This is a genomic window from Halomonas sediminis, assembly GCF_044871105.1.
In the GTDB taxonomy this organism is placed as follows: Bacteria; Pseudomonadota; Gammaproteobacteria; order Pseudomonadales; family Halomonadaceae; genus Vreelandella; species Vreelandella zhuhanensis.
Genome location: NZ_CP085246.1, coordinates 773,853 through 795,937 on the forward strand (window position 1 = coordinate 773,853; position 22,085 = coordinate 795,937).

Below are 22,085 nucleotides of genomic sequence, written 5' to 3' on the forward strand. Positions count from 1 at the left end.
AAGGCGCAGCTCAAGGGCTGCGTTTTTTACGCTGCCCAGCTCAGCTATCCTGTTCCAGCCCGGCCTGGCCGGGCTGGGTCGTGAAGGCTATGATGCGCTGGGCGCAAGGCATGCCTGCGGTACACAATGTGGTAACTGCGTTCCTGAAATAAAATCCCTGATCGAAGAGGAGAGGGCCCCATGCGCACTCTGACCCAAAGTCTTAAACAGAAGTGGCTTGAAGCCTTCGCCCGTTTCAATCAGTCCCGCTTGAGCCAGGGAGCGTGGCGTTACCTGTCCTGCCTAACGTCCAACAAGGAACACCGTGCTACCCCCAGCCTTTCGTTGCGCGGCACCTGTCATCGAGGGTGCGTGTACTTGGTGGGATCAGGCAGCGGTGATGGGGAACTGTTGACGCTCAAGGCAGCGCGGTTGCTGATGCAGGCCGATGCGGTGGTCTACGACCGTTTGGTGGGGGATGATGTGCTGGCGCTGATTCCGATGGGAACCGAGCGCCATTACGTGGGCAAGACGCGCGGTCATCACAGTATGCCCCAGGCCGAAATCGGTGCGTTGCTGGTCAAATTGGCGGGGCAAGGCAAGTCGGTGGTACGCCTGAAAGGCGGTGACCCCGGCATCTTCGGTCGTATGGGTGAAGAGCTTGCTTTGCTGGGCGACGCTCAGGTGCCCATAGAAATCGTTCCCGGCATTACCGCCGCTTCGGCTGCCGCCGCCTGCATGGGTATTCCGCTTACCGACCGTGGCCATGCCCAGCAGCTGCGGTTTATCACTGCTCAACTATGTCGTGAAGACGGTACGCCAGACTGGGCGGCATTGGCCAGTCGTAATGAAACGCTGGTGTTCTATATGGGGCTTTCCAAGGTGGGGGCGATTTGCGCTGGGCTGCGTAGCGCCGGGTTGCCCGACGACTGGCCAATCATGCTGGTGGCCAACGCCAGCTTGCCGGAACAGCGCGCGCTTACCGGTACACTGGCGGATATGCCCGAAAAACTCGCCGCCGAGCCACTGCCTTCTCCTTGTCTGATCGTGGTTGGCAGTGTGGTGAAAATGGTGGAACAAAACCCGGCGATGCTATGTCATCAAGCAGCTGTAACGGTTTTAAATTAACTAAAATTAAATGTTTTGGAAATGGCAATTATTTGTATGGGGCTTTTTGTTGTTGTTTTAACTTGATTTTTAGATGTCGAATAAGTGGTCTAGATTGAAGCTTGCAACCTAATCAAGGAGGCATGCTATGAAAAGGACAGTGATTGTTATCGCACTCGGGGCACTTAGTGCCGGTATGGCCAGTGGTGTTCTGGCACAGAACGAAGAGCAGACTGACCAGCAGCAACAGACCGATCAGCAGCAAGCCGCCGAGCAAGCTGAAGGCACCACGGTGATGGTGGATGAATAAGCAGCGGATGTTCAGGTAGAGCAAGAGCCTCTCACGGTGACCGTTGAGCAGCAGAGCCCGGATGTAACCATCACCCAGCCCGAGCCGGAGGTGCAAGTAGAGCGTAGCGGAGAAGTCGACGTTGAAATGCAAAGGCAAGAACGCCAACAGCAAGACGACCAAGCGCAGCAACAGGAAGAAGATCAACTTCGGTCCGCCGCTGAAGAGTAACGTGATGAAGACTTCAGCAGATTAACTGAGTTTAAAATACATCCTTTTTATCCAAAACAATAATATTACAAGGCTAATTTAATTGAACACTCCAAGCCTCGCTACTACTCTTCTTGGTAATCGATCGGGGGAATTTCTTGGGGAAATTGATCATGTCTGATTATAAGCAGGAGCTTGGCGCGGATCATTGGGCTTCAGGGAAAGAAGGGGAGCAACACTCAAACCTCTCGCCGGCAAGCCAATTTCCACCGACCGAAAATGAGCCGAGGCAGGACGATCACCTCAAGGCGGCGCTTGCCGAAACGAAGGCAGCACTGTATGCCGAAAAGGCGTGGGCGCGAGTGGCGCTCAATTCGGTGGGTGACGCCGTATTGGCTGTCGATTTATATGGCACGGTGACCTACTTGAACCGAATGGCGGAAACCCTGACCGGTTGGGCAAGTGAGGACGCCATCGGCAAGCCGCTTGCTCAAGTCTTTCATATCATCGATGCCAAAACCCATGAAGCCGCCGCCAATTCGGCGCGACGTGCTATCGAGGAAAACCGAACCGTAGGATTGGCAATGAATTGCGTGTTGATTCGTTGTGATGGAAGTGAATATCACATCGAGGATTCAGCTGTACCGCTGCATGATGAAGAAGGAAATGTCACCGGTGCGGTAATCGTCTTCCACGATGCCTGTCAGTCTCAGACCATGTCGGAAAAGATGACTTACCTGGCACAACATGATGTGCTGACAGGCCTACCCAATCGGGTATTGCTCGTGGAGCGACTTAATCGAGCGATTGGTCTGGCACAACGCCATCACCATCAGGTGGGCTTGATTTATCTGGATCTTGACGACTTCAAGCCTGTCAACGATACGCTGGGTCATGCTTTAGGCGATATGCTGCTGCAAGCGGTAGCGGAGCGTCTAAGCAAGTGCGTACGGGATACGGATACCGTCTGTCGCCAGGGCGGTGATGAATTCGTGATTCTATTGACTGAAATTGAAAAACCCGAAGATGCAGCGAAGGTGGCTGAAAAAATACTTTCCACCATTATTGAGTCTTATTGCATCCACAAGCATGAGGTGCGCGTCAGTGCCAGTATGGGTATCAGCCTTTACCCGGTTGATGGCATCGATACGCATGAGTTGATGCACCATGCCGATCTTGCGATGTACCATTCGAAGAAGGATGGACGTAATACCTACCATTTCTTTCGTCCCAGCATGAATGCGATTACCGTCAAGCGTTTGTTTATCGAGAGCCACCTTCAGCAAGCGCTTAAAGAAAACGAAATTTTTCTCAATTTTCAACCCAAGGTCGATATAGAGACGGGTGAGGTGTGCGGTGCCGAAGCGCTGGTTCGTTGGCACGAACCCTCTCTGGGGCTGGTGCTTCCTTCAGAGTTCGTACCCGTCGCCCAGGCATGCGGTCTGATTGTCCCCATCGGCCAATGGGTGTTGCATGAAACCTGCCGGCAACTACAGGCATGGCGTAACGAAGGGATTGATATCGTGCCGGTCGCGGTGAATATCTCAACGGTGGAGCTATGCAACAAGAAGTTTCTAGAAAGCATTATCGAGATACTTGAAGATACCGGATTGGAAGCCCATTTTCTCGAGCTGGAATTTACCGAAAGCAGCTTGATGCATGATGCAAAAGCCTCTTTAACGATGCTCGAATCATTGCAACAGCTGGGCCTGGCATTAACCATTGACGACTTTGGGGTCGGTCCTTTATCGATCAGTTATTTGCAGCGCTTTCCCATTGATACCGTCAATGTCGATCAATCCTTTGTACATGGCATGCCGCATGACGCTGATGCTATCACTATTATGAAAGCGATTATCCAGTTGGCGAAAAATCTTGATCTTCGAGTTACGGCCAAAGGCATTGAAACCAGAGAGCAATATAACTTTTTGTGTAGCCAGCAATGCGAGGGTGGCCAGGGATTTCTTTTTAGCCCACCGTTAGCCGTGGAAGACTTCAGGAAGCTTCTCGTAAAGGATAAGACGCACAGAAGTATTGGTTTTATTGCGGGAAATAACCAGGAATTGATAGAAGAGGAAACGCGGCAAATAAATAGATAAAAAATAAGTGGTTGAGGGAGTGGTTGCCTCCACGAATGCCATTTTCATTTCTAATGAAATTACTTGAAGGCTGGAATTTTCAATAAAAGACAGAGTACAGCGTTTTTTTCTACACTGGCTGAAGCAAGGTTTAAATGCTGCTTTGAGTTAAGCAACACGACGATACAGTCAATCAAGGACAGGAGGTTTCATGGTTACTAAATTTGCTCTCATCTTCGGTATTATTTATGCCATCATTGGTGTACTGGGGTTCATTCCGGGTCTCGTTACTCCACCGGAAATGACGGGTGGCATGACGAATGAGATGGCAGTCGAAATGGGCCATGGCAGGTTATTCGGGCTCTTCGCCGTCAATTTCCTGCACAACCTGGTGCATCTTGGCGTGGGTGTCTGGGGGATTATGGCTTCCCGGCAAGGCTTGAGTGCCTCGGTCTTCTTTGCTCAAGTCAATGCGGTACTATTCGCCATATTGGCGTTGCTCGGCTTGATCCCTTTCACCAATACGCTGTTCGGCTTGGTCCCGCTCTACGGCCATGATGTTTGGTTGCATATCCTCACTGCCTTGGCAGCCGGCTATTTCGGCTTCGGTCCGCCTGCGCGTCCCGTGACAGAAACCAAGCGTGCTCCGCGGTAACTCACCTATCCAAGAAGGGCGCCGTGGTGCGCCCTTGTTTTTTAAGCGTTGCTCACCCTGGTGGGATGGCAAACGTCCCGCTTATGTACGGCTGAGAAGCTCGAGCACAGTCTCGGCACTGCTATCTTTCACGCCCTTGCTGTCCACGCCAATGTAATTCACTACCCCATCGTCAGCAATCAGTGCAAAGCGCTTGCACCGTGTGCCCATGCCCGCACCGGAGGCATCGAGCTCGAGCCCCAGCGCCTTGGTGAATTCGGCATTGCCGTCGGCCAGCATGGTGAAGGCCTGGGCATTCTGGTTCTTCTGCCAGGCGTCGAGCACGAAAGCATCGTTTACCGCCATGCAAGCGATGGTATCGACACCTTTCTCGAAAATCTTGTCGGCGTTGACCACGAAGCCGGGCATGTGGGTGTTGGAACACCCCGGCGTGAAAGCGCCGGGCACCGCAAACAGCACCACGCGTTTATCGGCAAACAGCTCCCCGGTGGAGATATCTTGAGGTCCTTCCGGGCCGTTGGTCTTGATGGTGATGTCGGGTATTTTTTCGCCTACGGAAATCGTCATCGGGCTTCCTTGTTAAATGATGGATAGCGCATCGAGGAATGCGCTGCCTCAGTGTGACGCCTTACCCACTCCTTCGCCAATGGATGCTGTGTCAGCTAATCGGCACTGGGGCAGGCGGCTCTAAAATAAACGCCATAACGCGGCGGTGGCGATGCCGGCGGTAATCGCAGCCAAGGGTTTGCGAGTGGCCAACATCACCCCGAGTGTGGCCACCAGCGCCATTCGTGCGGCCCAGTCGCCTTGTGCCGCCATGGGCACAATAACCGCGACCAACACCGAGCCCGCCATGGCGTTGATGAAACGCTCCACTTTAGGGCCGATGGGTACATGTGCCATCACCATCACACCGCCGATACGGGCAAGGTAGGTTACTCCCGCCATGATAATTATGGCCACCAAGGCACCTGCGGGTGTCAGGGCAAGACTCATGCTGTTTCCTTGGGCTTGGAGGTTTCCTTGGGCTTGGGAGTGTCAGGGAGGAAAAGCCCGGCGATGCCACCAGCCAGAGCGCCGACGATCACATGCGAGTTGGCAGGTAAGAAATATAGCGCCAAAAGTGCCGTCATGGCAGCGACACTCCAGGGAAACAACATCGAAAGTTTGGTCTTGCCGCCGACCAGCATGGCCAGCATGAAACAGCCCATGATCACATCCAGCCCCAAGCGCTCGGGTTCGCTGATCCCACTGCCGAATATCACCCCCAATGCCGTGCCCAACATCCAGGCCAACCACAGGGCAATACCACCGCCCACCAGAATGCCGATGTTGGTTTCGCCACGCTGGTAATCTGTCGCCGCCATAGCCCAGTTGGCATCGCTCATGACGCTGAGACTGGTATAGCGCTGCAGGGGAGGAAGGTGGCGCAGCCATGGGTAGAGAGCAGCACCCATCAACAAATGTCGGGCATTGATGGCGAAAGTGGTGGCAATCAAGGCAATCAAGGGAATCTCTGGACCCCATAGCTCCAGGGCAGCGAACTGCGCCACCCCGGCGAATACCAGCCCGCTCATCAACAGCGTTTCCAAGCCGGAAAGACCGCGCTGAATGGCGGCGACACCGAACGCCAGGCCGAACGCGACCACGAACAGCGAAAGCGGTGCCATGCGCTTGAAGCCCGAAAGAGAGCCTTTCAGCGTGAGTTCGGCGCTCACCGTGCGGCCTTAGCGACGATCTCGTAGCTACGCAAGCGGTCCTGATGACGATAGAAGTCGCTGTTGATCATCAGTTCATCCGCCCCGGTACGAGCGATAAAATCTTCGAGCCCGGTGCGCACTGTTTCTGGACCGCCGATGATCGCGGCCCCCAGGAACTGCTGAACCTGGGCGCGCTCATGCGGGTTCCAGTCGAGCGCTTCGGTGGGCGGCAAAGATTGGGTACGTTTGCCACGAATCAGGTTGAGGAATTTCTGCTGGGCGGTGGTGGCCAGGAAGTCCGCCTGTTCATCGCTGTCGGCGGCAATCACCGGCAGTCCCACCATGGCGTGGGGTTTTTCCAGGTGCTCGGAGGGCTGGAAATTGTCGCGGTACAGGCGTAACGCCTCGAATAGATAGCCGGGGGCGAACTGGGCGGCAAAGGCGAACGGTAAGCCCTGCCGGGCCGCCAGCTGGGCGCTGTAGCCGCTGGAGCCCAACAGCCAGATGGGCACATGGGTACCTTGGCCAGGCACGGCTTTGACTCGCTGACCGGGCTTTGGCTCACCCAGGTAACGCTGCAATTCGGCGAGCTGTTGGGGAAAATCATCCACACCGGAATGCGCCGAGCGCCGCATGGCGGCCATGGTAGCGGCATCGGAACCCGGGGCGCGGCCCAGACCCAGATCGATTCGTCCAGGATACAAGGTTTCCAGGGTGCCGAACTGTTCAGCCACTATCAACGGCGGATGGTTGGGTAACATGATGCCACCGCTGCCTACGCGAATACGTCTGGTCTGCCCGGCCACGTGGCCGATCAGTACCGAGGTCGCGGCGCTGGCGATACCCTCGATATTATGATGCTCGGCCAGCCAGTAACGGGTGAAGCCCAGGCGTTCGGTCGATTGCGCAAGCGAAACGGTATCGCGGAAGGTGTCGGCAGCGCTGCTCCCTTGACGAATCGGCGCGAGATCCAGAACGGAAAGCGGTGTGGTGGAAAGTTGGCTCATACAGCACCTGAAAGTGAAAACGTGTGGCGCAGTGGCTAAGCGCTTGATGCGCGGGCATCCGAAAGGTGGCATCGAATGTCAGACTCAATACTTAGCCTGCTTGCTAATAGCTGTTATGAGGGTCGCCACCGGGAATTGCAAACGATCTCGGAAAAAATAAACCAATCCTTGGCGCAGCCAGGAATTCTCGGCGTTGAGCAGCGGTCACTCTTCCGGTGGGGTAGGGCGTATCAGGATTTCGTTGACATCGACATGGCGCGGCTGCCCGAGTGCATAAATGACCGCATTGGCGATGTCGCGATCTTCCAATGCATGGGCGGGAGGTTCGTCGAAGAAGGGGGTGTCCACCATACCCGGTTCGATCAAGGTGACGCGTATTCCCGTGCCGCGCAGTTCCTCGCGCAGGTTATAGCCGATCCCGGTAACCGCCCATTTGGTGGCGCTGTACATCGAACCGGGAATGGTGGCTCGCCCGGCGGCGGAGCCGGTCAGCAATACATGGCCCTTGCTATGCCGCAGCGCCGGCAAGCAGGCCTGTAGAGTCAGGCCGACCCCGTAAATATTGGTCAGGATCATTTCCCGCCAGCTGTGATGGTCGGCCTCGCTAAAGCCGCCCGGGGAGCCGCCTCGACCCGCGTTGGCAAAGACCGCATCGAGACGTCCGAAACGCTCCATCGCCTGCTCGACCATGCTCTGAAGCTGCTCCATGTCGGTGACATCGACACTGCAGGTCATGACATTGTCCGTTCCTAGCTCCTGCCCCAGTGCCTCGAGCTTTTCATGGGAGCGGGCGGCCAGTACCAGTTTGTACCCTTCTCGTGAAGCCGCTCTAGCTGTGGCGGCACCTATGCCGCTGGAGGCACCGGTAATCAACACAACACCTTTATGCATGAGAACTCTCCATGATCGAAATAAGAGGAGACTTCAGCATGATAAATCTTGTGTCGCGGTGCAACCCGCTGCTTGAAAATCAGCTTGAAAAGAAAGGTATCATCGAGAAAGTTCGTAAGAGTATGCCGCATCATTGGGGCGTGTTTTCTTCATTTGCGACATTATGCCGTTTTGCAGCATCAGCGTTGGGCGAGGTGACCGGCAGGAGAGGAGCAGGCGAGAAACGCTGAGGTTTCCAGCCACTCCTGATCAGGGTAATAGGCAAAGACGTATTGCTCGTCTTTGAGGCTGTCGATCAAGGGATAAGTGATTTCTTCACGCACGGCAGGGCATCCCTGGCTGCGTCCCAGTCTACCGGTTTGCTGGATAAAATCATCGCTGACGTAGTCGGCGCCATGGATCACGATGGCGCGCTCGTAAGCCAGGTCATTGATATTGGGTTCCAGTCCTTCCAGGCGTAAAGAATAACCGTTACGTCCGTAGTAGCTGTTCATGGTGCGAAACAAACCGATGCTCGATTGGTAGCTTTCCGGGGTGTTGGAAAAGATTTCGGCCTTGGCGTCTCCCGAGCCGCTGCCATGCGATACCAGTTCTTCGAACAGCAGGGTCTGCTGTTGCAGGTCGAAAACCCAAAGGCGCTCTTCGGTGGAGGGCAACGAAAAATCAATCACTGCCAGACGCTGGGCACTGGGTGCGGCACATGACAAGGCTTTGGCGGCAAGTTGTAGTACATGTGGGTTGGCATGGGGAGCAAGTTGAGCCAGACGATGCTCAAGTGATCCTGAAATTGGCGGTGAACTGCCGTTAATCCGGGACATGAATGTATCGGCATGTGTGATGAGGGGTAATAGAGAAAACGGTAATGTAAACAACAATACTGTAGCGTTTGAGTGTGCCGCCATACTGAAAGATTCCGCAAGAATGGTAGATAAGGCTGATAGAATTGTAGCAGTCGTAACGCAAGGAGTGGACGATGAAAGGTATCAAGTCGAAGAGGCGATGGGTAGGGGGGCTAGCCTTATGTCTGGTCCTGTCACATGGCCTGCTTGCAGCGACCCACGACGATGTTGCGGAGCCACAAGCGCTATCAGAGGTTTTGATGCAGCGTTTGGCTGCATTGCCGGAAAACGATCTACCGGTGGATGCGTTTTACCGGTTACACGAAAATCAGCCGGTCTGGCAGGAAGAGGCCGCGGTCGAGGCCTTGGTCAAGGCATTGGAACAACTCGAAGACGATGGTCTCGAACCCGAAAATTATCAGGCGTCACAGTTACTGGCAGCTTACCGGCAGGCTCAACAAGCGAGTGCCGATACACAAGCGGCATTCGAGATTCGGGCCACGCGTCAGTTGCTGCTTGCCCTGGATCATCTGGAGCGCGGCAAGATCAATCCACGCGAAACAGTGGAAAACTGGGAAGCCGAGCTGGACTCAAGGCGCTACAACCTGGCCAAGGTGGTGCAGGGCGTCGATGCCCGGAACCTTGACGCTGTGTTTGCCCTGGCGCGCCCCGGCACTAGTGAATATCAATCTTTGCGTGATGCACTTCGCTATTACCGGGGGTTGGCCAACCAGCCTGCACAGGCCTCCTTGGGCTATTTGCCGAGCCGCGATGAAGCCCTGCGCCCTGGCATGGCCCATGAGGATGTGGCACTGCTGCGCAGGCGTCTGGTCCAGGTGGGTGAGCCTGAGGTGATGCGCGCGGACAGCAACGCTTATCCGGAAATTGCCGTAAGTTCACCTCAGCCGCTTTATTTTGACGAGACGCTCGAGGCTGCGGTCAAACGCTTTCAGCGGCGCCATTTGCTTGAGGCGGATGGGGTTATCGGCCGCCAAACCCTGGCGGCGCTCAATACCTCACTTTCTTCACGTATCGATCAGCTGCGCGTCAATCTGGAGCGCGCACGCTGGTTGACGTCGATTCCCCGGGACACACCCAGGGTCTGGGTGGACGTCGCCGGTTACCGGTTGCATTATTTCCGCCCGGATGGCGGGCTATGGCGTTCAAAGGTGGTGGTGGGCAGGACCGGGCGGGATACACCGATCATCCACTCGGCGATTACTCATCTGACCCTCAACCCATCTTGGACGTTGCCGCCGACGATTTTACGTGAAGACGTCTTGCCCGAAGTGCGGCGTGACCAGGAGTATCTTACTCGGAAGAATATTCGGGTGCTGAATGCAAACGGTGAACGTCTTTCGCCTAACTCGGTGGATTGGTCGGCACCGGGAAATATTATGCTGCGCCAGGTAGCAGGGCCAGGGAATCCCTTGGGTGACGTGGTGATCCGCTTTCCTAACGACCATATGATTTACCTGCACGATACGCCGGCGCAAGGTCTATTTAAGCATGAACAGCGTGCCCTGAGTTCCGGCTGTGTGCGTGTTGAAAATGCCGAGGAATTTGCCCAGCTGCTGCTGGAAGACAGTGGAAGCAAGCAGCGATTGAGCCGCTTGCTGAACGGCAGTAGTAGCGACCGTACGGTGCGATTGCCGCAACATATTCCTGTTGCGTTGGATTATTTGACTGCCTGGCCTGATGCTCAGGGCAATGTGGAATTTCGCCCGGATATCTATCAGCGTGATCAAAAAGTGCTCGCGGAGCTGCAGCGTCCCCTCAGGTAGTCGAGACAATCAGTCGATCAGTTTCAAGTCATGAAAGAGCGCCGCTACCTGCCTGATGAGCAGACTAGCGGCGCTTTTTCAATGTCATCGGCGTCTTACTTTCACCGAGAAGTGAAGGTTAGCCTTCGTCTTCCTCGTCGTTACCCGCCTGCGCCACGCTGATGGCGCCCGCTTCGCCGCTTTGCAACGCGACCATGATCGGCTGGGTCTGGCGCTTGAAGGCTTCCAGGCTCTCGCCGTTCAGACTACGGTTTTCCGGTAACTCGACGTTCATGGCGTTGACCGGAGAGTTGTTGACGATGACTTCATAATGCAAATGAGGGCCGGTGCTACGTCCGGTATTGCCTGACAGGGCGATACGCTCTCCCATCTCGACTCGGTCGCCACGGCCGACCAGAGGGCGCGACAGATGTAGATAGCGGGTACGGTAACCATTGTCATGACGAATGACGATATAACGCCCGGCTGCATGGTGGTTGCCGACGCGCTCTACGCGACCAGTCGCTGGTGAAGTGACGGGAGTGCCAATCGGCATGGCAAAGTCGGTGCCGTTATGGGGACTGGTGCGCCCTGTCACAGGATGCTTGCGCCGTGGGTTGAAATTTGAGCTCAGACGATAGCTGCCTTCAAAGGGGTAGCGAGAAAAAGCAGGATCAAGGCTGCTGCCGTCGGGGGTATAGAAGTTGTTGTCCGTCAGGTTGCGCACCAAGGTCAAATCCATGCGTGCGCCTTCATATTGAACGGCCAGGACACGAGAATCGAGGGTTTCACCTTCGATCATGTCGGACTCGAGCAATACCTGGAAACGGTCGCCGCGACGGCTGTCGCGGCGAAAATCAAGTTTTTGTTCGAGCAGGCGGGTCAATTCGGTAACGGCGCTGCTATTCAGGCCGGTGGCTTGGGCCGAGCGGGCAAAACTACCGCTGACACTGCCGGCGTATAGGCGTTGAACCGGTTCACCATGACGCTGTATATCGGTGACGGCGAACTGGCTTCCTTCACGCTCGATCAGTACACCTTCACGGGTATTTTTCATCATGCGCAGTGAGAGTAACTCACCCTGTGCATCGAGCTTGTAGTCGAAACTCTGCCCGGCTCGCCAATGAGTCAACAGTCGCTGGTCGGGGAGGTCGGCCAACAGTTCGAGGACTCGGCTATATCCCAGCCCCAGCTGGTTTTGCGCTAGAATGGCGAAGGTCTCTCCGGAAGCCACACTATGGGTGGCCCATTCTGGTACGAAGGTTTCTTCCGCGGCAAGCTCCAGGTCGAGAAAGGAAATGTCGTCAAAAACGTCGAGATCGGTGGCGTAGTCATCGTAGGAAGTGGCATCGCCTATTTCCGAGTCGTTTTCCATGGAAGTATCGGCAAGCGTGGCTAGAGTCGGTGAGCTGTCGAGCATACCGCTGGCCAGGGTGCCTACCACCATCGCCATGTGCAGCGAATCATCGTCAAGTGGGATGAAGGTGTCTTCGGGAGGCTGAGCGGCAATATTCGCTTCTGCGGCAACAATGACATCAAGGTCAACGATCTCGGTGGCGGTGAGCTCGTTTAAGGGAATATGTTCCCGAGTCGCATCCAGTGCGCGCGAGGCACGTCCGATGGCGTCGGCTACCGGCGTTTGTTCTTGGCGAAGAGAGGGCACCCCAGGACGGGAGTCGGCGGGAAGAGGTACCAGTACACTTTCCAGAGATGTAGTAGGAGTAGAAAAATCATTAAATGTCGTCAATAACTTTTGTGCGCCCAGCACTGTGACCATGGTCGCCACAGGTAAAAGTAACAATTTATGCGTGCGGGGCAGCGAATGAAGGATTCGCAACATGGGTAATAAGACCGCCAAAATCAGTGAAAGAGGTAACCAAACTATGAAAAAGCTGATAAACCTTACCCCATGCAAGCAGGAGTGCATAGACTGTATGCCCATACAAAAACCTGCTCTTTCAGGTAATAAAGGAAGCAATAATAGCACCCTTCCTACCTAGAACAGTGTTTGCTATTTATTGTTAATTTTTGTGTCAACCGGTTTCATTGGTGGTAGTTAAAGTCATAGAGGAGAAAAATGACTCAATCCTCTATAAAGAAGCCTCGAAGGAACCATTACGGTAATCCTGCAATGTCTGCTCGAGTTCATGTTGTTCGTTCATTACAAAAGGACCGTAGTGAGCGATAGGTTCATGATGTGGTTCGCCGCTCAGCAGTAATGCTTGAGCACCCCCGGAAGCCGTCAGGAATAGCTCATTGCCAGGCGCAAACCTTGCCAGCTCTCCGGCTCGTACACGCTTGTCGCCACATTCAAGTTGCCCTTCAAACACATAAGCCAGCAGGGTGGCGGCGGGTGTGGCGAGCGTTACATTGCCGTGAGGTGACAATGCAAGATGGGCGATACCCCCATTACCGGCCAACGCATTCAGAGGACCCTGGATCGATGTGCCTCGCTTGGTCTGCCATTTTCCGCCGAGAGCGATCAAGGTGCCGTTGTCTAACGCCAGCTGCGGCATTTCCTCACTGTGCACATCACGATAAGTGGCGGGGCTTAACTTGTCCTTGGCGGGAAGGTTGAGCCAAAGCTGAAAGGCTCTGAGGCCTTGATGATCGGTCAAAGGCATTTCCGAATGGATCATGCCTCGACCGGTATGCATCCACTGAGCATCTCCGGCACGGATGGTGCTGGTGTGGCCTAGATGATCTTCATGAGTCAGACCCCCATGAATCACATAGGTGAGTGTCTGAATGCCCCGATGAGGATGGGCGGGAAAGCCACCAATATAGTCGTTGGGTTCGTTCGAGCCTAACTCATCGAGCATTAGAAAAGGGTCGAGCGCACCGCCGAAGGCGGAAATACGTTTGATCTTGACGTCGTCACCATCCTGGCTGGGACGTGCCTGAATAAGATGATCGATAACGCGCTGAGTGGACAATGCCATCTAGGCCTCCGGTAAGTGTCTTTGAAGCAATTCGCGGTCGGTTACAGCGTTCAGCTGTGATTTAATGGCATTCTAGTGAGATTTTTTCGAATATTAAGCGGATTATTTCGCTGTTTTGCATCGAGGAAATCGAAATGTCTCGGGTAACGCTTGCGCAGTGGCAGATGTTGGCCGCTGTGGTTGACTATGGAGGCTTTGCACGTGCTGCCGAAGCCGTGCATAAAAGTCCCTCCACGCTGAATCACGCGGTTCATAAGCTTGAAGAGCAGTTGGGCGTGCAGGTATTGGAGCCCATCGGCCGTCAGGTGCGTTTGACGGAAGCTGGTGAGTTGCTTTTGCGCCGAGCACGCCAATTGATCGAAAGTGCCGCCTCGCTTGAAGATGTGGCAACGCGATTAGCGGCAGGGCTCGAAGCAGAAGTGGTCGTGGCCATTGATCAGATATTTCCCGCCGCCGCACAAGCCAAGGCGTTGGAGAGCTTTTCGGCAACTTACCCGCAGGTTCGTGTCCAGTTGCATGAAAGCGTGCTTAATGGCGGCATTGAAATGCTTTATGACGGCCGAGCCGATCTAGTGGTGACAGGCATCGAGGCGCAGGGATTTCTCGGCATACCCATGGTCACGGTTCGTTTTGTGGCCGTGGCGCATCCGGACCATCCCCTGCACCGTTTGGGACGAGCGCTGGACCTGCGTGATTTGACTCAGCATCGCCAGCTGGTGGTGCGCGATTCGGCGTTACGCCAGTCGGCCAGTGCCGGTTGGCTGAAAGCCGAGCAGCGCTGGACGGTGAGCCACCTGGATACCTCCATGGACATGCTCAAGCGTGGCCTGGGGTTTGCATGGATGCCGGAAACACGTATTGGTGAGGCCTTGGCTTCCGGCCTGTTAAAACCCTTGCCCCTGGCCGCCGGCGGTATCCGGGAAGTGCCTATGCAGTTGATCTTTCGCGATCGCGACAGAGCAGGCCCGGCAGCACATGCCATGGCCGAAGCACTGAGACGGGCGGTGGTCGAGTGCCAGCCACATGATTCGATGTGATCGAATGAATGGGCGCAAAACCTCCACTTGAGCCGGGCACACTTGGGCGTATGCTGAAAAGAGACGCAAACAAACCCTTTTCAGGAGACATTCAATGGGACGCTTGGTTAATGGGGTGTGGCACGATCAGTGGTACGACACCAAAAAGCATGGTGGCGAGTTTGTGCGTGAATCGGCGCAACTGCGCGATTGGGTCAGCGACGAAGCGCGCAGCGAAGAAGGCGAGCGCAAGGTGCTTCCGGCCGAGGCAAACCGCTATCACCTCTATGTTTCATTGGCCTGCCCTTGGGCACATCGCACCTTGATCATGCGTCGCCTCAAGGGGCTCGATTCGCTGATAGACACATCGCATGTCAGTCCTCTGATGCTGAAACATGGATGGACCTACAATACCCGGGAGGGGGCTAGTGGCGACCCGGTCAATCAGGTGGCGTATCACCACCAGCTGTATACCATGACAGACCCTCATTATACTGGGCGAGTGACCGTGCCGGTATTATGGGACAAGAAGCGCAATGCCATCGTCAATAATGAATCCGCCGACCTGCTGCGTATCTTCAACGATGCCTTTGACGATCTCAGCGGTAATGACCTGGATTTTTATCCGCTCGATCTGCGTGAGACGATCGATGAAGTGAACGCCGATGTCTACGACCATATCAACAACGGGGTCTATAAATCCGGCTTTGCCACCGAGCAAGATGTTTACGAAAAACACGTCAAGGCGTTGTTTGAAGCACTGGAGAGGATGGAAGCCCGCCTGAGCCGACAGCGTTACCTGGCCGGAGAGTGGTTTACCGAAGCGGACATCCGTCTTTTCACCACGTTAATTCGTTTCGATGCGGTATATTACGGTCATTTCAAATGTAATCTAAAGCGTATTGAAGATTTCCCGAACCTGTCGAATTACGTTCGCGAACTGTATCAGTGGCCGGGTGTGGCGGAAACCGTCAATATGAATCATATCAAGCGCCATTATTACTACAGCCATGACACTATCAATCCTACCCGTATCGTGCCGGTTGGTCCGATATTGGCCCTGGAACGCCCCCATGACCGCGAACGCTTACTCGGTCGCGGCGTGCGTAAAAAGAAGATCGGCTGAAAAGAGTGGTTGAGATGAAAATAGCGGCGAACCAAGGTTCGCCGCTATTTTCCTTTAGAAGGGATATTAACGTTTTTAACTTTAATTAGTTCGTTCAGTTATTTTCTATTGCCTCACGTGTGCGCTGCCAGGCACTTTCCACATCCTGGCGAGTGGTCTGCCAGGCTTCTCTAGTAGTCTGTTTGGCTTGTTCCCACCAGTCGCGATCATAGGTGGGGAAATTTTCCATTTCTTCGGAAGTCGCGTCGATAAGTATCCGGTGTTCGGTATCGCCGTCTCCCTCGGTGCTCGTTTCCAGCTTGAAATATTCGGGCTCGATAACGATTTCACGCCCACCGAGCCCGAGAATGTCGCCGCTTTCAATTACAAGCGCACTGATGCTCATGGCGTCATCGAACAGAATGTCTTCCACTTCACCGATTTCTTCATCAACATTGTGAGCAAAAAAGACATCGGCATCCAGAATGTCTTCTGCCGAATACAGGCCTTGGAGATTCTGAGAGCCGTGCGGCTGAGCGTCATCGGATGCATGCGTTCCCAATGCGTAACCGCTGGCAATTGCCGCAACTGCTAAAGTGAGTGTCGCCTTGCGCATTTCATGTTTCCTTATCAAGGTCTTTCGCCCATTCGTCGGCCTGCTTGTCAGCTTCCTCACGTGCTAAGCCGTATTTTTGCTGAAGCTTACCTACCAACTGTTCACGTTTACCATCAATCTGATCCAAGTCATCGTCCGTCAGCTCTCCCCAACTGGCACGGGCCTTACCTTTGAGTTCCGTCCATTTGCCTTCCACTTGATCCCAGTTCATTGTGTGCCTCCTTGGACTGATGAAACATCTTGCGACTGTTTTTGATAGATATTTTCAGACTAGTTGAAATTTCATCAGACGCAAGCGTGGTAGTTCTCATCTTTCTTCAGGAGAAACAAGGAAAAAATTGGCCAGGCGTCGATGATAATGATAGGATGCGCACTCCTCGCATGTGTTGACCCCTCCATCACGACGATACAAGCCTTTGCCTTCATGGCAAGCTTGCGCGAACATCAAGCCGTTTGCTGATGTTCATTGCTGTGAAGATGGCGCGCCTCCAGCATTTCACCACCCGGGTGAAATCGGCGCAGTAAGGTCGCCACAGTGCTCTGGTGAAATAGCCGGCTGGCTACCCAGAACAAATGCTAGGCGCGACCGGTGTCCCCGACTCAATTTGATGCCGCCCTCAAGAGGGCCTTCGTATTATGCCGATTGGAATCCAATCGTTGACAGAGTCAGGGACGCTTTAGATGTTCTTTGCCGGTAAAAAAACCGGTCTACCAAGGTGTGATTAATTAATGACCACGACTTCCGTTACCTCGCCGAGCTTCGGCGACCTGTCCTTGTTGCCTGCCGTCCTGTCCGCTGTTGAAGCACAGGGCTATGAAACGCCGTCGCCGATTCAGGCGCAAACCATCCCTGCGCTGCTCGAAGGCCGCGATATGCTGGGCCAGGCCCAGACCGGTACCGGCAAAACCGCTGCTTTTGCATTGCCGTTGCTGTCGCGTCTCGACATTCAGCGTCGTCAGCCCCAGGTGCTCGTACTGGCACCTACTCGCGAACTGGCCCAGCAAGTTGCCATGTCGTTCAGCAAGTACGGCCAGAACATGAAAGGCCTGGAAGTGGCGACACTATGTGGCGGCCAGGAATATCGCGAACAGCTGGGTGCGCTCAAGCGTGGTGCACAAGTCGTGGTCGGCACGCCGGGTCGAGTGATCGATCACCTGGATCGCGGTAGCCTCAAGCTCGACGGTCTCTCCGCTCTGGTGCTGGATGAAGCCGACGAAATGCTGCGCATGGGCTTTATCGACGACGTCAAACGTGTGGTTGCCGATACCCCCAAGGATGCCCAGCGTGTGTTCTTCTCGGCGACTCTGCCGACTGAGATCGAGCGCATTGTCAACCGTTATCTGGTCGACCCGGTCAAGGTTGCAATTGCTTCCGCCGTGGGTACCGCCGCAAGCATCGAGCAGCGTCTGGTGCGCGTCGATGGCGGCGCCAAGCTGGAAGCATTGGCCCGTATCCTCGAAGTCGAGCCCGTCGACGGTGCCATCGTCTTCGTGCGAACCCGGGCTGCCTGTACCACCCTGATGGAACAGTTGTCCGCTCGCGGTCTGAGCGTGGCCAGCCTTTCGGGTGACCTGGATCAAAGCCTGCGCGAGCGCACCATTACTCGCCTGAAGCGTGGCAAGGTCGATATTCTGATCGCCACCGACGTGGCGGCGCGTGGTCTGGATGTGTCGCGTCTTACCCACATCATCAACTATGACCTGCCCCAGGATAGCGAAGCCTATACACACCGTATCGGTCGCACCGGCCGCGCCGGTCGCACCGGGGTGGCGATTACCTTCGTCGGTTTCCGCGAAGGCCGCAAAGTGGGCTGGATCGAGCAAGCTACCGGCCAGAAACTGAGCGAAATGGCCGTCCCGGATGAAGCGGCTATCCGTGCTCACCGTGACGAGATTTTCCATCAGCGGGTTATCGCTTCCTTGACCAAAGGTGCCGATGAGCAACGTGCGTTGATTGAGCGCCTGGTGGAAGAAGGTCATGACCCGATCGAGCTGGCGTGCTCTTTCTCGGCCATGGCGCGTGCTGACGAAGCACCGATCGGTCGTCTGCAGGCGCCGCGTAAAGAGAAAGAGAAAGAGCGTGGTGCTACCACGCGTGATGCCAAGCCACGTCGTGACCGCAATGCCGGGCCTAGCGAAGGCATGACCCGCTATCGCGTGTCCGTCGGCCATCAGGACGGCGTGAAACCCGGCCAGTTGGTAGGGGCGCTGGCCAACGAAGGCGGTATTGAAGGTGCGCGTATCGGTCGTATCGATATTCGTAACGCCTTCTCCGTGGTCGAGCTGCCCAATGGCTTGCCGCCCAGTATTCTGGTCAAGATGGCACGTGCCCGTGTAGCCGGTCGTCAACTGGAAATCAGCGAAGATAGCGGTGCTCCCGAGCGTGCGCCGCGTCGTCGCCAAGAAGATGATGCGCCGATTCGTCGCCGCGAACGCGCCTGATTCAGGCCGGGCATAAGCCCGGCAATTAAACAAGCCTCCGCACCGAAAATTTCGGTTGCGGAGGCTTTTGCGTTAGGGGTGAGCTCAGCATGAATGGGTGTCGGCCTGCCTGTTCAGGGTGCTGGCGTTAACCCAATAGCGAAACAAACCGTGGGAGCAAGGCAGTGGCTTCCGGGGTGGGTCTGACGGCATCCATCAACACCTGCGGGTCTTCACCTTGTTCACGCAAGGCGCTACGTTGGCGTTCCAGGTAAGCATGCATCACCGGTACGGTGAACTCAGGATGAAATTGTACGCTCCACTGGTGCGGACCATAACGCAGCGCTTGGTAGGGGTCATGCTTGTTTCCAGCGAGTATTCGAGTATTTTCAGGCGGCCTCAATACCGATTGAGCGTGGGTCAGATGTGCGTGAAAGTGCTGGGGCAATTCACCCAACAAGGGGTCGCCTTGTGCGTATTCATTGAGCGTCACCTGGCGAGTGCCGGATTCGCGCCCGGCTGGATGATAATCACTGACCCCGCCGAATGCCGATGCCATCAGTTGATGGCCGTAACATACCCCGAGCATGGGGATATCACGTTCAAGTGCCTCGACAAGCCAAGGCTTGAGCGCTTCACTCCAGGGCTCGGCCGCACTTACCATGCTATGCGAGCCGGTAATCACGATCCCTGCGAGCGAAGAAAGTTCAGGTAGCGGGCTTTCGCGTGGGGCATCGAACACATGAAGTGTCAAGCCGGGTGGCAGGGCGGTTTTCAGCTGTCGCTGGAATAGCGCCTCGAAGTTGCCGTGAGCATCGATGATTTCGGGAAAGGCATTGCCGGTCTTGACGATGAGAAGTTGCGCCATGTAAGCGACTCCAGCAGACAGAAAGGGATTTTCGACTGGCTATTCGTGAAGCGGAAAAATAGCCTACCATGAGGATTCCCTAAACAGCAGGGCAATCAAATGAGTGTGTGTTGCGTGAAGCAGCCGAACGCGCTCAGGAGCTGGAAAATCCATGGGAATGGTGAAGCGTTGTGAAGTCGCTTCTTCAGGAGAACTGCGATGATTTCGCAACCGCTGCATGACTGGAATTTGGACCCGAAGGCGGCCATCGCCCTGCAGCGGCGCCTGGCCTCGTGCGTGGAGCTGGAGGATCGCCTGGCGCCGGTGCGCCATCTTGCCGGGGTGGATATCGGCTTCGAGGCTGGTGGCGAGGTCACCCGGGCAGCCGTGGTGGTGCTCGAGTGGCCATCTCTTGGTGTGGTGGAAGAGGTGGTGCATCGCGAGCCGACCCGCATGCCCTACATTCCGGGGCTGCTTTCCTTTCGCGAGTTGCCCGCGGCCCTTGCCGCCTTCGGCAAACTTAGTATCCGGCCGGAGCTTGTCATGGTCGACGGCCAGGGCATCGCCCATCCGCGGCGTCTGGGTGTGGCCAGCCATCTGGGCCTGTGGCTCGACCTGCCCAGCATCGGTGTGGCCAAGTCGCGGCTTTGCGGTCGCCACGGCGAGCCGGGACCCGAGCGCGGCGACTGGGTGCCGCTTCTCGACGGCCGGGGAGAGCAGCAGGAAACCATCGGCGTGGTACTGCGCTCACGCCAAGGCGTGAAACCGATCTTTGTCTCGCCGGGCCATCGCATCAGCCTTCCCACGGCGCTTGACTGGGTGATTCAGTGCCTGGGGCGCACCAAACTGCCCGAGCCCACGCGGCTTGCCGATCGCCTGGCATCGCGGCGCATCGCTTCACATCACAGCTAGTGACGTGCTAGTCGTGTTGCACCCGCCGGGCGGCCTTGACCAGGGCGCGAATCAGGCGCTGCTGGGGGCGGTTGAAAATCAGCCATTCGGGGTGCCACTGCACGCCGATCAGAAAGTCATGCTCGGTTGACTCGATTCCCTGGACCAGGCCGTTGCGGTCGCGGGCGACGATCCTGATGCCGGGACCAGTCTTCTGCACCGCCTGATGATGAAGGCTGTTGATGCGACACCAGCTGACTCGCAGAATGCGGTAAAGCTGACTGTCGCCGACGATGTCCACCGTCTTGCGCGGTAGCACGGTACGCCGTTGCTTGAGTCCTTCATGAGTGGTGTAGATATCCGGGTCCAGGGTGCCGCCCAGGTGGACGTTGATCAGCTGGGCACCGCGGCAGATGCCGAGCACCGGTGTGCCCTTGGGAATGAAGGTTTCGAGCAATTGCAGCTCGAGCTTGTCGCGCTGGGGATCGACCCGCACGTCCAATTGCACTTCGCCGCCGTAGAGGTGTGCTTCGATATCGTCGCCACCCCCGATGATCAGCCCATCCAGAGTATCCGGCAGGGCACGCGAAGGCGATAAGCGCAGAGGGCGACCGCCATGACGCCAGACGGCGAACCAGTCAAACCACCAGGCAAGGCGACTCTTGGCATCCGAGGTGGTGATGCCGATCAAGGGGCGTGACATAGGCGTATTATCCCTCTCTCAGCCAGTGACGGATTTTTTCCAGCCAGCGTGTCACTGGTGAGCGGGCATGGTCGGCCACGTATTCTTTGCAACGCGCCATGAGCACGTCGCGCCGTGCAGCGAGTTTCTCGATTTCCACCCAGCGATTCCATTCCACGACCGCACCCCAGCCAGGTTGTGAAAGTTGCGCATTGGGCAGGCGGTAATGAAAGGTGGGCCGTGGTTTGACCAATTTATTCTGCATCAACTCGTGAGGGTGCTCCGGGCGTAGGTAGGCAAACAGGGGGAACATGTCCAGTTCGCGGTTGCGTGTGGGGTTGTAGGCGATGTAATCCTCGATCAGGGTATCGAGATCCGGTGTATAAGAGCTATTCAATACTTTCAGCGCGTATTCCTTGGGAAAGGGGTTAGCGTGAGGCAGCACTTCTCGGGTGATATCGACCTTGATTTCTTCACGTAACCAGACCGCCATCAGTAAATAGGCGCGCAACTGAGCCAGAATATCATCCACCTCCAGACTGGCCACTTCCGGGTTCAAATGCAGGCCGAATCCATAGAGTAGGCTGGCATCCGTGCCCTTGGCGCCGTGTTCACGCAAGGCATCGAATAAGCTGTCGAGCTCCTCCAGTTCGTTCCAGGGAACAGGCGGGCAGACGATTTCCGTGGGTACCAGACCCGAGACCATGTCGCCGATAAGCTCACGGGTCTTTTGGTGAAACTCGATCCGCATCTGGTGACGCTGACGTTCCCACTCGCTATCTTGATGGGGGCTTTCTTCAAGCACCGCCGTGTCCGGGTGCGCGTACTGGGTATCCAGTTCGATACCGAACTTGCCCCAGCGCGTACCGTCCACGTTAAGGCGGTGAGGGCTGATGACGTTGAGCTCGCCACCAAAGAGATCGCGTATAATCAATGCGGTGTCCCGGGGCGGCAAACCGGCAAATTCAATTTCCACCCCGATATGTCGTGGCAGGCCTTCAAAATTATCCCGTTCGGGTGGTGCTTGCAACGTCATCTCGGCATCCT

23 protein-coding genes and 1 pseudogene are annotated in these 22,085 nt (G+C 55.8%); 11 read left to right on the forward strand and 13 right to left on the reverse strand.

Annotation, left to right across the window (positions count from 1 at the left end):
* Positions 1 to 91: 91 nt before the first annotated feature.
* The 6 genes and pseudogenes from LG290_RS03740 to LG290_RS03765 form a co-directional block, all read left to right on the forward strand.
* Positions 92 to 193: pseudogene (locus LG290_RS03740) on the forward strand ((2Fe-2S)-binding protein); the annotation flags it as partial.
* Complete coding sequence (gene cobA, locus LG290_RS03745) at positions 181 to 1,107, forward strand: uroporphyrinogen-III C-methyltransferase (protein WP_499836304.1); 927 nt, start codon at positions 181 to 183, stop codon at positions 1,105 to 1,107. The pseudogene LG290_RS03740 and the gene cobA, both read left to right, overlap by 13 nt.
* Before the next feature lie 127 nt (positions 1,108 to 1,234).
* A complete protein-coding gene (locus LG290_RS03750; protein WP_499836305.1) occupies positions 1,235 to 1,396 on the forward strand; it encodes a hypothetical protein in 162 nt (53 codons plus the stop codon).
* 36 nt (positions 1,397 to 1,432) lie between these two features.
* A complete protein-coding gene (locus LG290_RS03755) occupies positions 1,433 to 1,606 on the forward strand; it encodes a hypothetical protein (RefSeq protein ID WP_499836306.1) in 174 nt (57 codons plus the stop codon).
* A gap of 152 nt (positions 1,607 to 1,758) precedes the next feature.
* Positions 1,759 to 3,684, forward strand: coding sequence for a putative bifunctional diguanylate cyclase/phosphodiesterase (locus LG290_RS03760; RefSeq protein ID WP_499836307.1), 1,926 nt, complete (start codon positions 1,759 to 1,761; stop codon positions 3,682 to 3,684).
* A 190-nt stretch (positions 3,685 to 3,874) separates the two neighbouring features.
* Positions 3,875 to 4,318: a DUF4383 domain-containing protein gene (locus tag LG290_RS03765; protein WP_160417350.1), complete on the forward strand. Its 444-nt coding sequence runs from the start codon at positions 3,875 to 3,877 to the stop codon at positions 4,316 to 4,318.
* Positions 4,319 to 4,399: 81 nt separating this feature from the next.
* On the opposite strand, the gene LG290_RS03770 is transcribed toward LG290_RS03765, so the two are convergent.
* From LG290_RS03770 to LG290_RS03795, 6 genes are all read right to left on the reverse strand, one after another.
* Positions 4,400 to 4,885, reverse strand: a complete 486-nt coding sequence (locus LG290_RS03770; RefSeq protein WP_160417349.1) for a peroxiredoxin — start codon at positions 4,883 to 4,885, stop codon at positions 4,400 to 4,402.
* Between the two features lie 120 nt (positions 4,886 to 5,005).
* A complete protein-coding gene (locus tag LG290_RS03775; protein ID WP_499836308.1) occupies positions 5,006 to 5,314 on the reverse strand; it encodes an AzlD family protein in 309 nt (102 codons plus the stop codon).
* A complete protein-coding gene (locus tag LG290_RS03780; RefSeq protein ID WP_499836309.1) occupies positions 5,311 to 6,036 on the reverse strand; it encodes an AzlC family ABC transporter permease in 726 nt (241 codons plus the stop codon). Before LG290_RS03780 ends, LG290_RS03775 begins: the two co-directional genes overlap by 4 nt.
* Positions 6,033 to 7,025, reverse strand: a complete 993-nt coding sequence (locus LG290_RS03785) for an LLM class flavin-dependent oxidoreductase (RefSeq protein ID WP_499836310.1) — start codon at positions 7,023 to 7,025, stop codon at positions 6,033 to 6,035. The genes LG290_RS03780 and LG290_RS03785 overlap by 4 nt, the downstream gene beginning before the upstream one ends.
* A gap of 204 nt (positions 7,026 to 7,229) precedes the next feature.
* The gene (locus LG290_RS03790; RefSeq protein ID WP_160417346.1) at positions 7,230 to 7,916 is read right to left on the reverse strand and encodes an SDR family oxidoreductase; all 687 of its coding nucleotides are present in this window, start codon (positions 7,914 to 7,916) and stop codon (positions 7,230 to 7,232) included.
* A 179-nt stretch (positions 7,917 to 8,095) separates the two neighbouring features.
* Positions 8,096 to 8,818 carry a murein L,D-transpeptidase catalytic domain family protein gene (locus LG290_RS03795; protein WP_160417345.1) on the reverse strand — a complete coding sequence of 241 codons (723 nt, stop codon included), beginning with the start codon at positions 8,816 to 8,818 and terminating at the stop codon, positions 8,096 to 8,098.
* A gap of 71 nt (positions 8,819 to 8,889) precedes the next feature.
* Between LG290_RS03795 and LG290_RS03800 the strand changes: the two genes are divergently transcribed.
* On the forward strand, positions 8,890 to 10,539 hold the full coding sequence (locus LG290_RS03800) for a L,D-transpeptidase family protein (RefSeq protein WP_499836311.1): 1,650 nt from the start codon (positions 8,890 to 8,892) through the stop codon (positions 10,537 to 10,539).
* Positions 10,540 to 10,657: 118 nt separating this feature from the next.
* Here the strand turns inward: LG290_RS03800 and LG290_RS03805 are convergent, their stop codons facing one another.
* On the reverse strand, positions 10,658 to 12,358 hold the full coding sequence (locus LG290_RS03805; RefSeq protein ID WP_499836312.1) for a peptidoglycan DD-metalloendopeptidase family protein: 1,701 nt from the start codon (positions 12,356 to 12,358) through the stop codon (positions 10,658 to 10,660).
* A gap of 250 nt (positions 12,359 to 12,608) precedes the next feature.
* Positions 12,609 to 13,460 carry a pirin family protein gene (locus LG290_RS03810; RefSeq protein WP_499836313.1) on the reverse strand — a complete coding sequence of 284 codons (852 nt, stop codon included), beginning with the start codon at positions 13,458 to 13,460 and terminating at the stop codon, positions 12,609 to 12,611.
* Positions 13,461 to 13,594: 134 nt separating this feature from the next.
* Between LG290_RS03810 and LG290_RS03815 the strand changes: the two genes are divergently transcribed.
* Both LG290_RS03815 and LG290_RS03820 read left to right on the forward strand, forming a co-directional pair.
* Complete coding sequence (locus tag LG290_RS03815; protein ID WP_499836314.1) at positions 13,595 to 14,497, forward strand: LysR family transcriptional regulator; 903 nt, start codon at positions 13,595 to 13,597, stop codon at positions 14,495 to 14,497.
* Positions 14,498 to 14,591: 94 nt separating this feature from the next.
* Entirely contained in the window at positions 14,592 to 15,602 is a 1,011-nt protein-coding gene (locus LG290_RS03820; RefSeq protein ID WP_499836315.1) for a glutathione S-transferase family protein, read from the forward strand.
* Positions 15,603 to 15,696: 94 nt separating this feature from the next.
* Here LG290_RS03820 and LG290_RS03825 read toward each other — a convergent pair whose 3' ends face one another.
* Both LG290_RS03825 and LG290_RS03830 read right to left on the reverse strand, forming a co-directional pair.
* Positions 15,697 to 16,197 (reverse strand): PRC-barrel domain-containing protein, encoded by a 501-nt coding sequence (locus tag LG290_RS03825; RefSeq protein WP_499836316.1) that lies wholly within the window; start codon positions 16,195 to 16,197, stop codon positions 15,697 to 15,699.
* Between the two features lies 1 nt (position 16,198).
* Entirely contained in the window at positions 16,199 to 16,408 is a 210-nt protein-coding gene (locus LG290_RS03830; RefSeq protein ID WP_160417338.1) for a CsbD family protein, read from the reverse strand.
* A gap of 518 nt (positions 16,409 to 16,926) precedes the next feature.
* On the opposite strand from LG290_RS03830, the gene LG290_RS03835 reads away from it, so the two are divergent.
* Positions 16,927 to 18,639 carry a DEAD/DEAH box helicase gene (locus LG290_RS03835; protein WP_499836317.1) on the forward strand — a complete coding sequence of 571 codons (1,713 nt, stop codon included), beginning with the start codon at positions 16,927 to 16,929 and terminating at the stop codon, positions 18,637 to 18,639.
* 127 nt (positions 18,640 to 18,766) lie between these two features.
* On the opposite strand, the gene LG290_RS03840 is transcribed toward LG290_RS03835, so the two are convergent.
* A complete protein-coding gene (locus LG290_RS03840; RefSeq protein ID WP_499836318.1) occupies positions 18,767 to 19,486 on the reverse strand; it encodes a glutamine amidotransferase in 720 nt (239 codons plus the stop codon).
* Positions 19,487 to 19,687: 201 nt separating this feature from the next.
* Here LG290_RS03840 and nfi point away from each other — a divergent pair, with 201 nt between their 5' ends.
* Positions 19,688 to 20,377, forward strand: coding sequence for a deoxyribonuclease V (gene nfi, locus LG290_RS03845; RefSeq protein ID WP_160417630.1), 690 nt, complete (start codon positions 19,688 to 19,690; stop codon positions 20,375 to 20,377).
* Positions 20,378 to 20,384: 7 nt separating this feature from the next.
* Here the strand turns inward: nfi and LG290_RS03850 are convergent, their stop codons facing one another.
* Together LG290_RS03850 and LG290_RS03855 are read right to left on the reverse strand one after the other, a co-directional pair.
* Positions 20,385 to 21,059 carry a gamma-glutamyl-gamma-aminobutyrate hydrolase family protein gene (locus LG290_RS03850; protein WP_160417335.1) on the reverse strand — a complete coding sequence of 225 codons (675 nt, stop codon included), beginning with the start codon at positions 21,057 to 21,059 and terminating at the stop codon, positions 20,385 to 20,387.
* 7 nt (positions 21,060 to 21,066) lie between these two features.
* Positions 21,067 to 22,074, reverse strand: coding sequence for an amidoligase family protein (locus LG290_RS03855; RefSeq protein WP_499836319.1), 1,008 nt, complete (start codon positions 22,072 to 22,074; stop codon positions 21,067 to 21,069).
* Positions 22,075 to 22,085: the final 11 nt, after the last annotated feature.

Bases quoted from the DNA above. Each gene is read 5' to 3' on its own strand.
- LG290_RS03765 (WP_160417350.1), top strand. From the start codon at position 3,875: ATGGTTACTAAATTTGCTCTCATCTTCGGTATTATTTATGCCATCATT.
- LG290_RS03760 (WP_499836307.1), top strand. From the start codon at position 1,759: ATGTCTGATTATAAGCAGGAGCTTGGCGCGGATCATTGGGCTTCAGGG.
- LG290_RS03830 (WP_160417338.1), bottom strand. From the start codon at position 16,408: ATGAACTGGGATCAAGTGGAAGGCAAATGGACGGAACTCAAAGGTAAG.
- LG290_RS03820 (WP_499836315.1), top strand. From the start codon at position 14,592: ATGGGACGCTTGGTTAATGGGGTGTGGCACGATCAGTGGTACGACACC.
- LG290_RS03785 (WP_499836310.1), bottom strand. From the start codon at position 7,025: ATGAGCCAACTTTCCACCACACCGCTTTCCGTTCTGGATCTCGCGCCG.
- LG290_RS03805 (WP_499836312.1), bottom strand. From the start codon at position 12,358: ATGTTGCGAATCCTTCATTCGCTGCCCCGCACGCATAAATTGTTACTT.
- LG290_RS03825 (WP_499836316.1), bottom strand. From the start codon at position 16,197: ATGCGCAAGGCGACACTCACTTTAGCAGTTGCGGCAATTGCCAGCGGT.
- LG290_RS03850 (WP_160417335.1), bottom strand. From the start codon at position 21,059: ATGTCACGCCCCTTGATCGGCATCACCACCTCGGATGCCAAGAGTCGC.
- LG290_RS03815 (WP_499836314.1), top strand. From the start codon at position 13,595: ATGTCTCGGGTAACGCTTGCGCAGTGGCAGATGTTGGCCGCTGTGGTT.
- LG290_RS03835 (WP_499836317.1), top strand. From the start codon at position 16,927: ATGACCACGACTTCCGTTACCTCGCCGAGCTTCGGCGACCTGTCCTTG.
- LG290_RS03795 (WP_160417345.1), bottom strand. From the start codon at position 8,818: ATGGCGGCACACTCAAACGCTACAGTATTGTTGTTTACATTACCGTTT.
- cobA (WP_499836304.1), top strand. From the start codon at position 181: ATGCGCACTCTGACCCAAAGTCTTAAACAGAAGTGGCTTGAAGCCTTC.
- LG290_RS03775 (WP_499836308.1), bottom strand. From the start codon at position 5,314: ATGAGTCTTGCCCTGACACCCGCAGGTGCCTTGGTGGCCATAATTATC.
- LG290_RS03855 (WP_499836319.1), bottom strand. From the start codon at position 22,074: ATGACGTTGCAAGCACCACCCGAACGGGATAATTTTGAAGGCCTGCCA.
- LG290_RS03810 (WP_499836313.1), bottom strand. From the start codon at position 13,460: ATGGCATTGTCCACTCAGCGCGTTATCGATCATCTTATTCAGGCACGT.
- LG290_RS03840 (WP_499836318.1), bottom strand. From the start codon at position 19,486: ATGGCGCAACTTCTCATCGTCAAGACCGGCAATGCCTTTCCCGAAATC.
- LG290_RS03800 (WP_499836311.1), top strand. From the start codon at position 8,890: ATGAAAGGTATCAAGTCGAAGAGGCGATGGGTAGGGGGGCTAGCCTTA.
- LG290_RS03750 (WP_499836305.1), top strand. From the start codon at position 1,235: ATGAAAAGGACAGTGATTGTTATCGCACTCGGGGCACTTAGTGCCGGT.
- LG290_RS03790 (WP_160417346.1), bottom strand. From the start codon at position 7,916: ATGCATAAAGGTGTTGTGTTGATTACCGGTGCCTCCAGCGGCATAGGT.
- LG290_RS03770 (WP_160417349.1), bottom strand. From the start codon at position 4,885: ATGACGATTTCCGTAGGCGAAAAAATACCCGACATCACCATCAAGACC.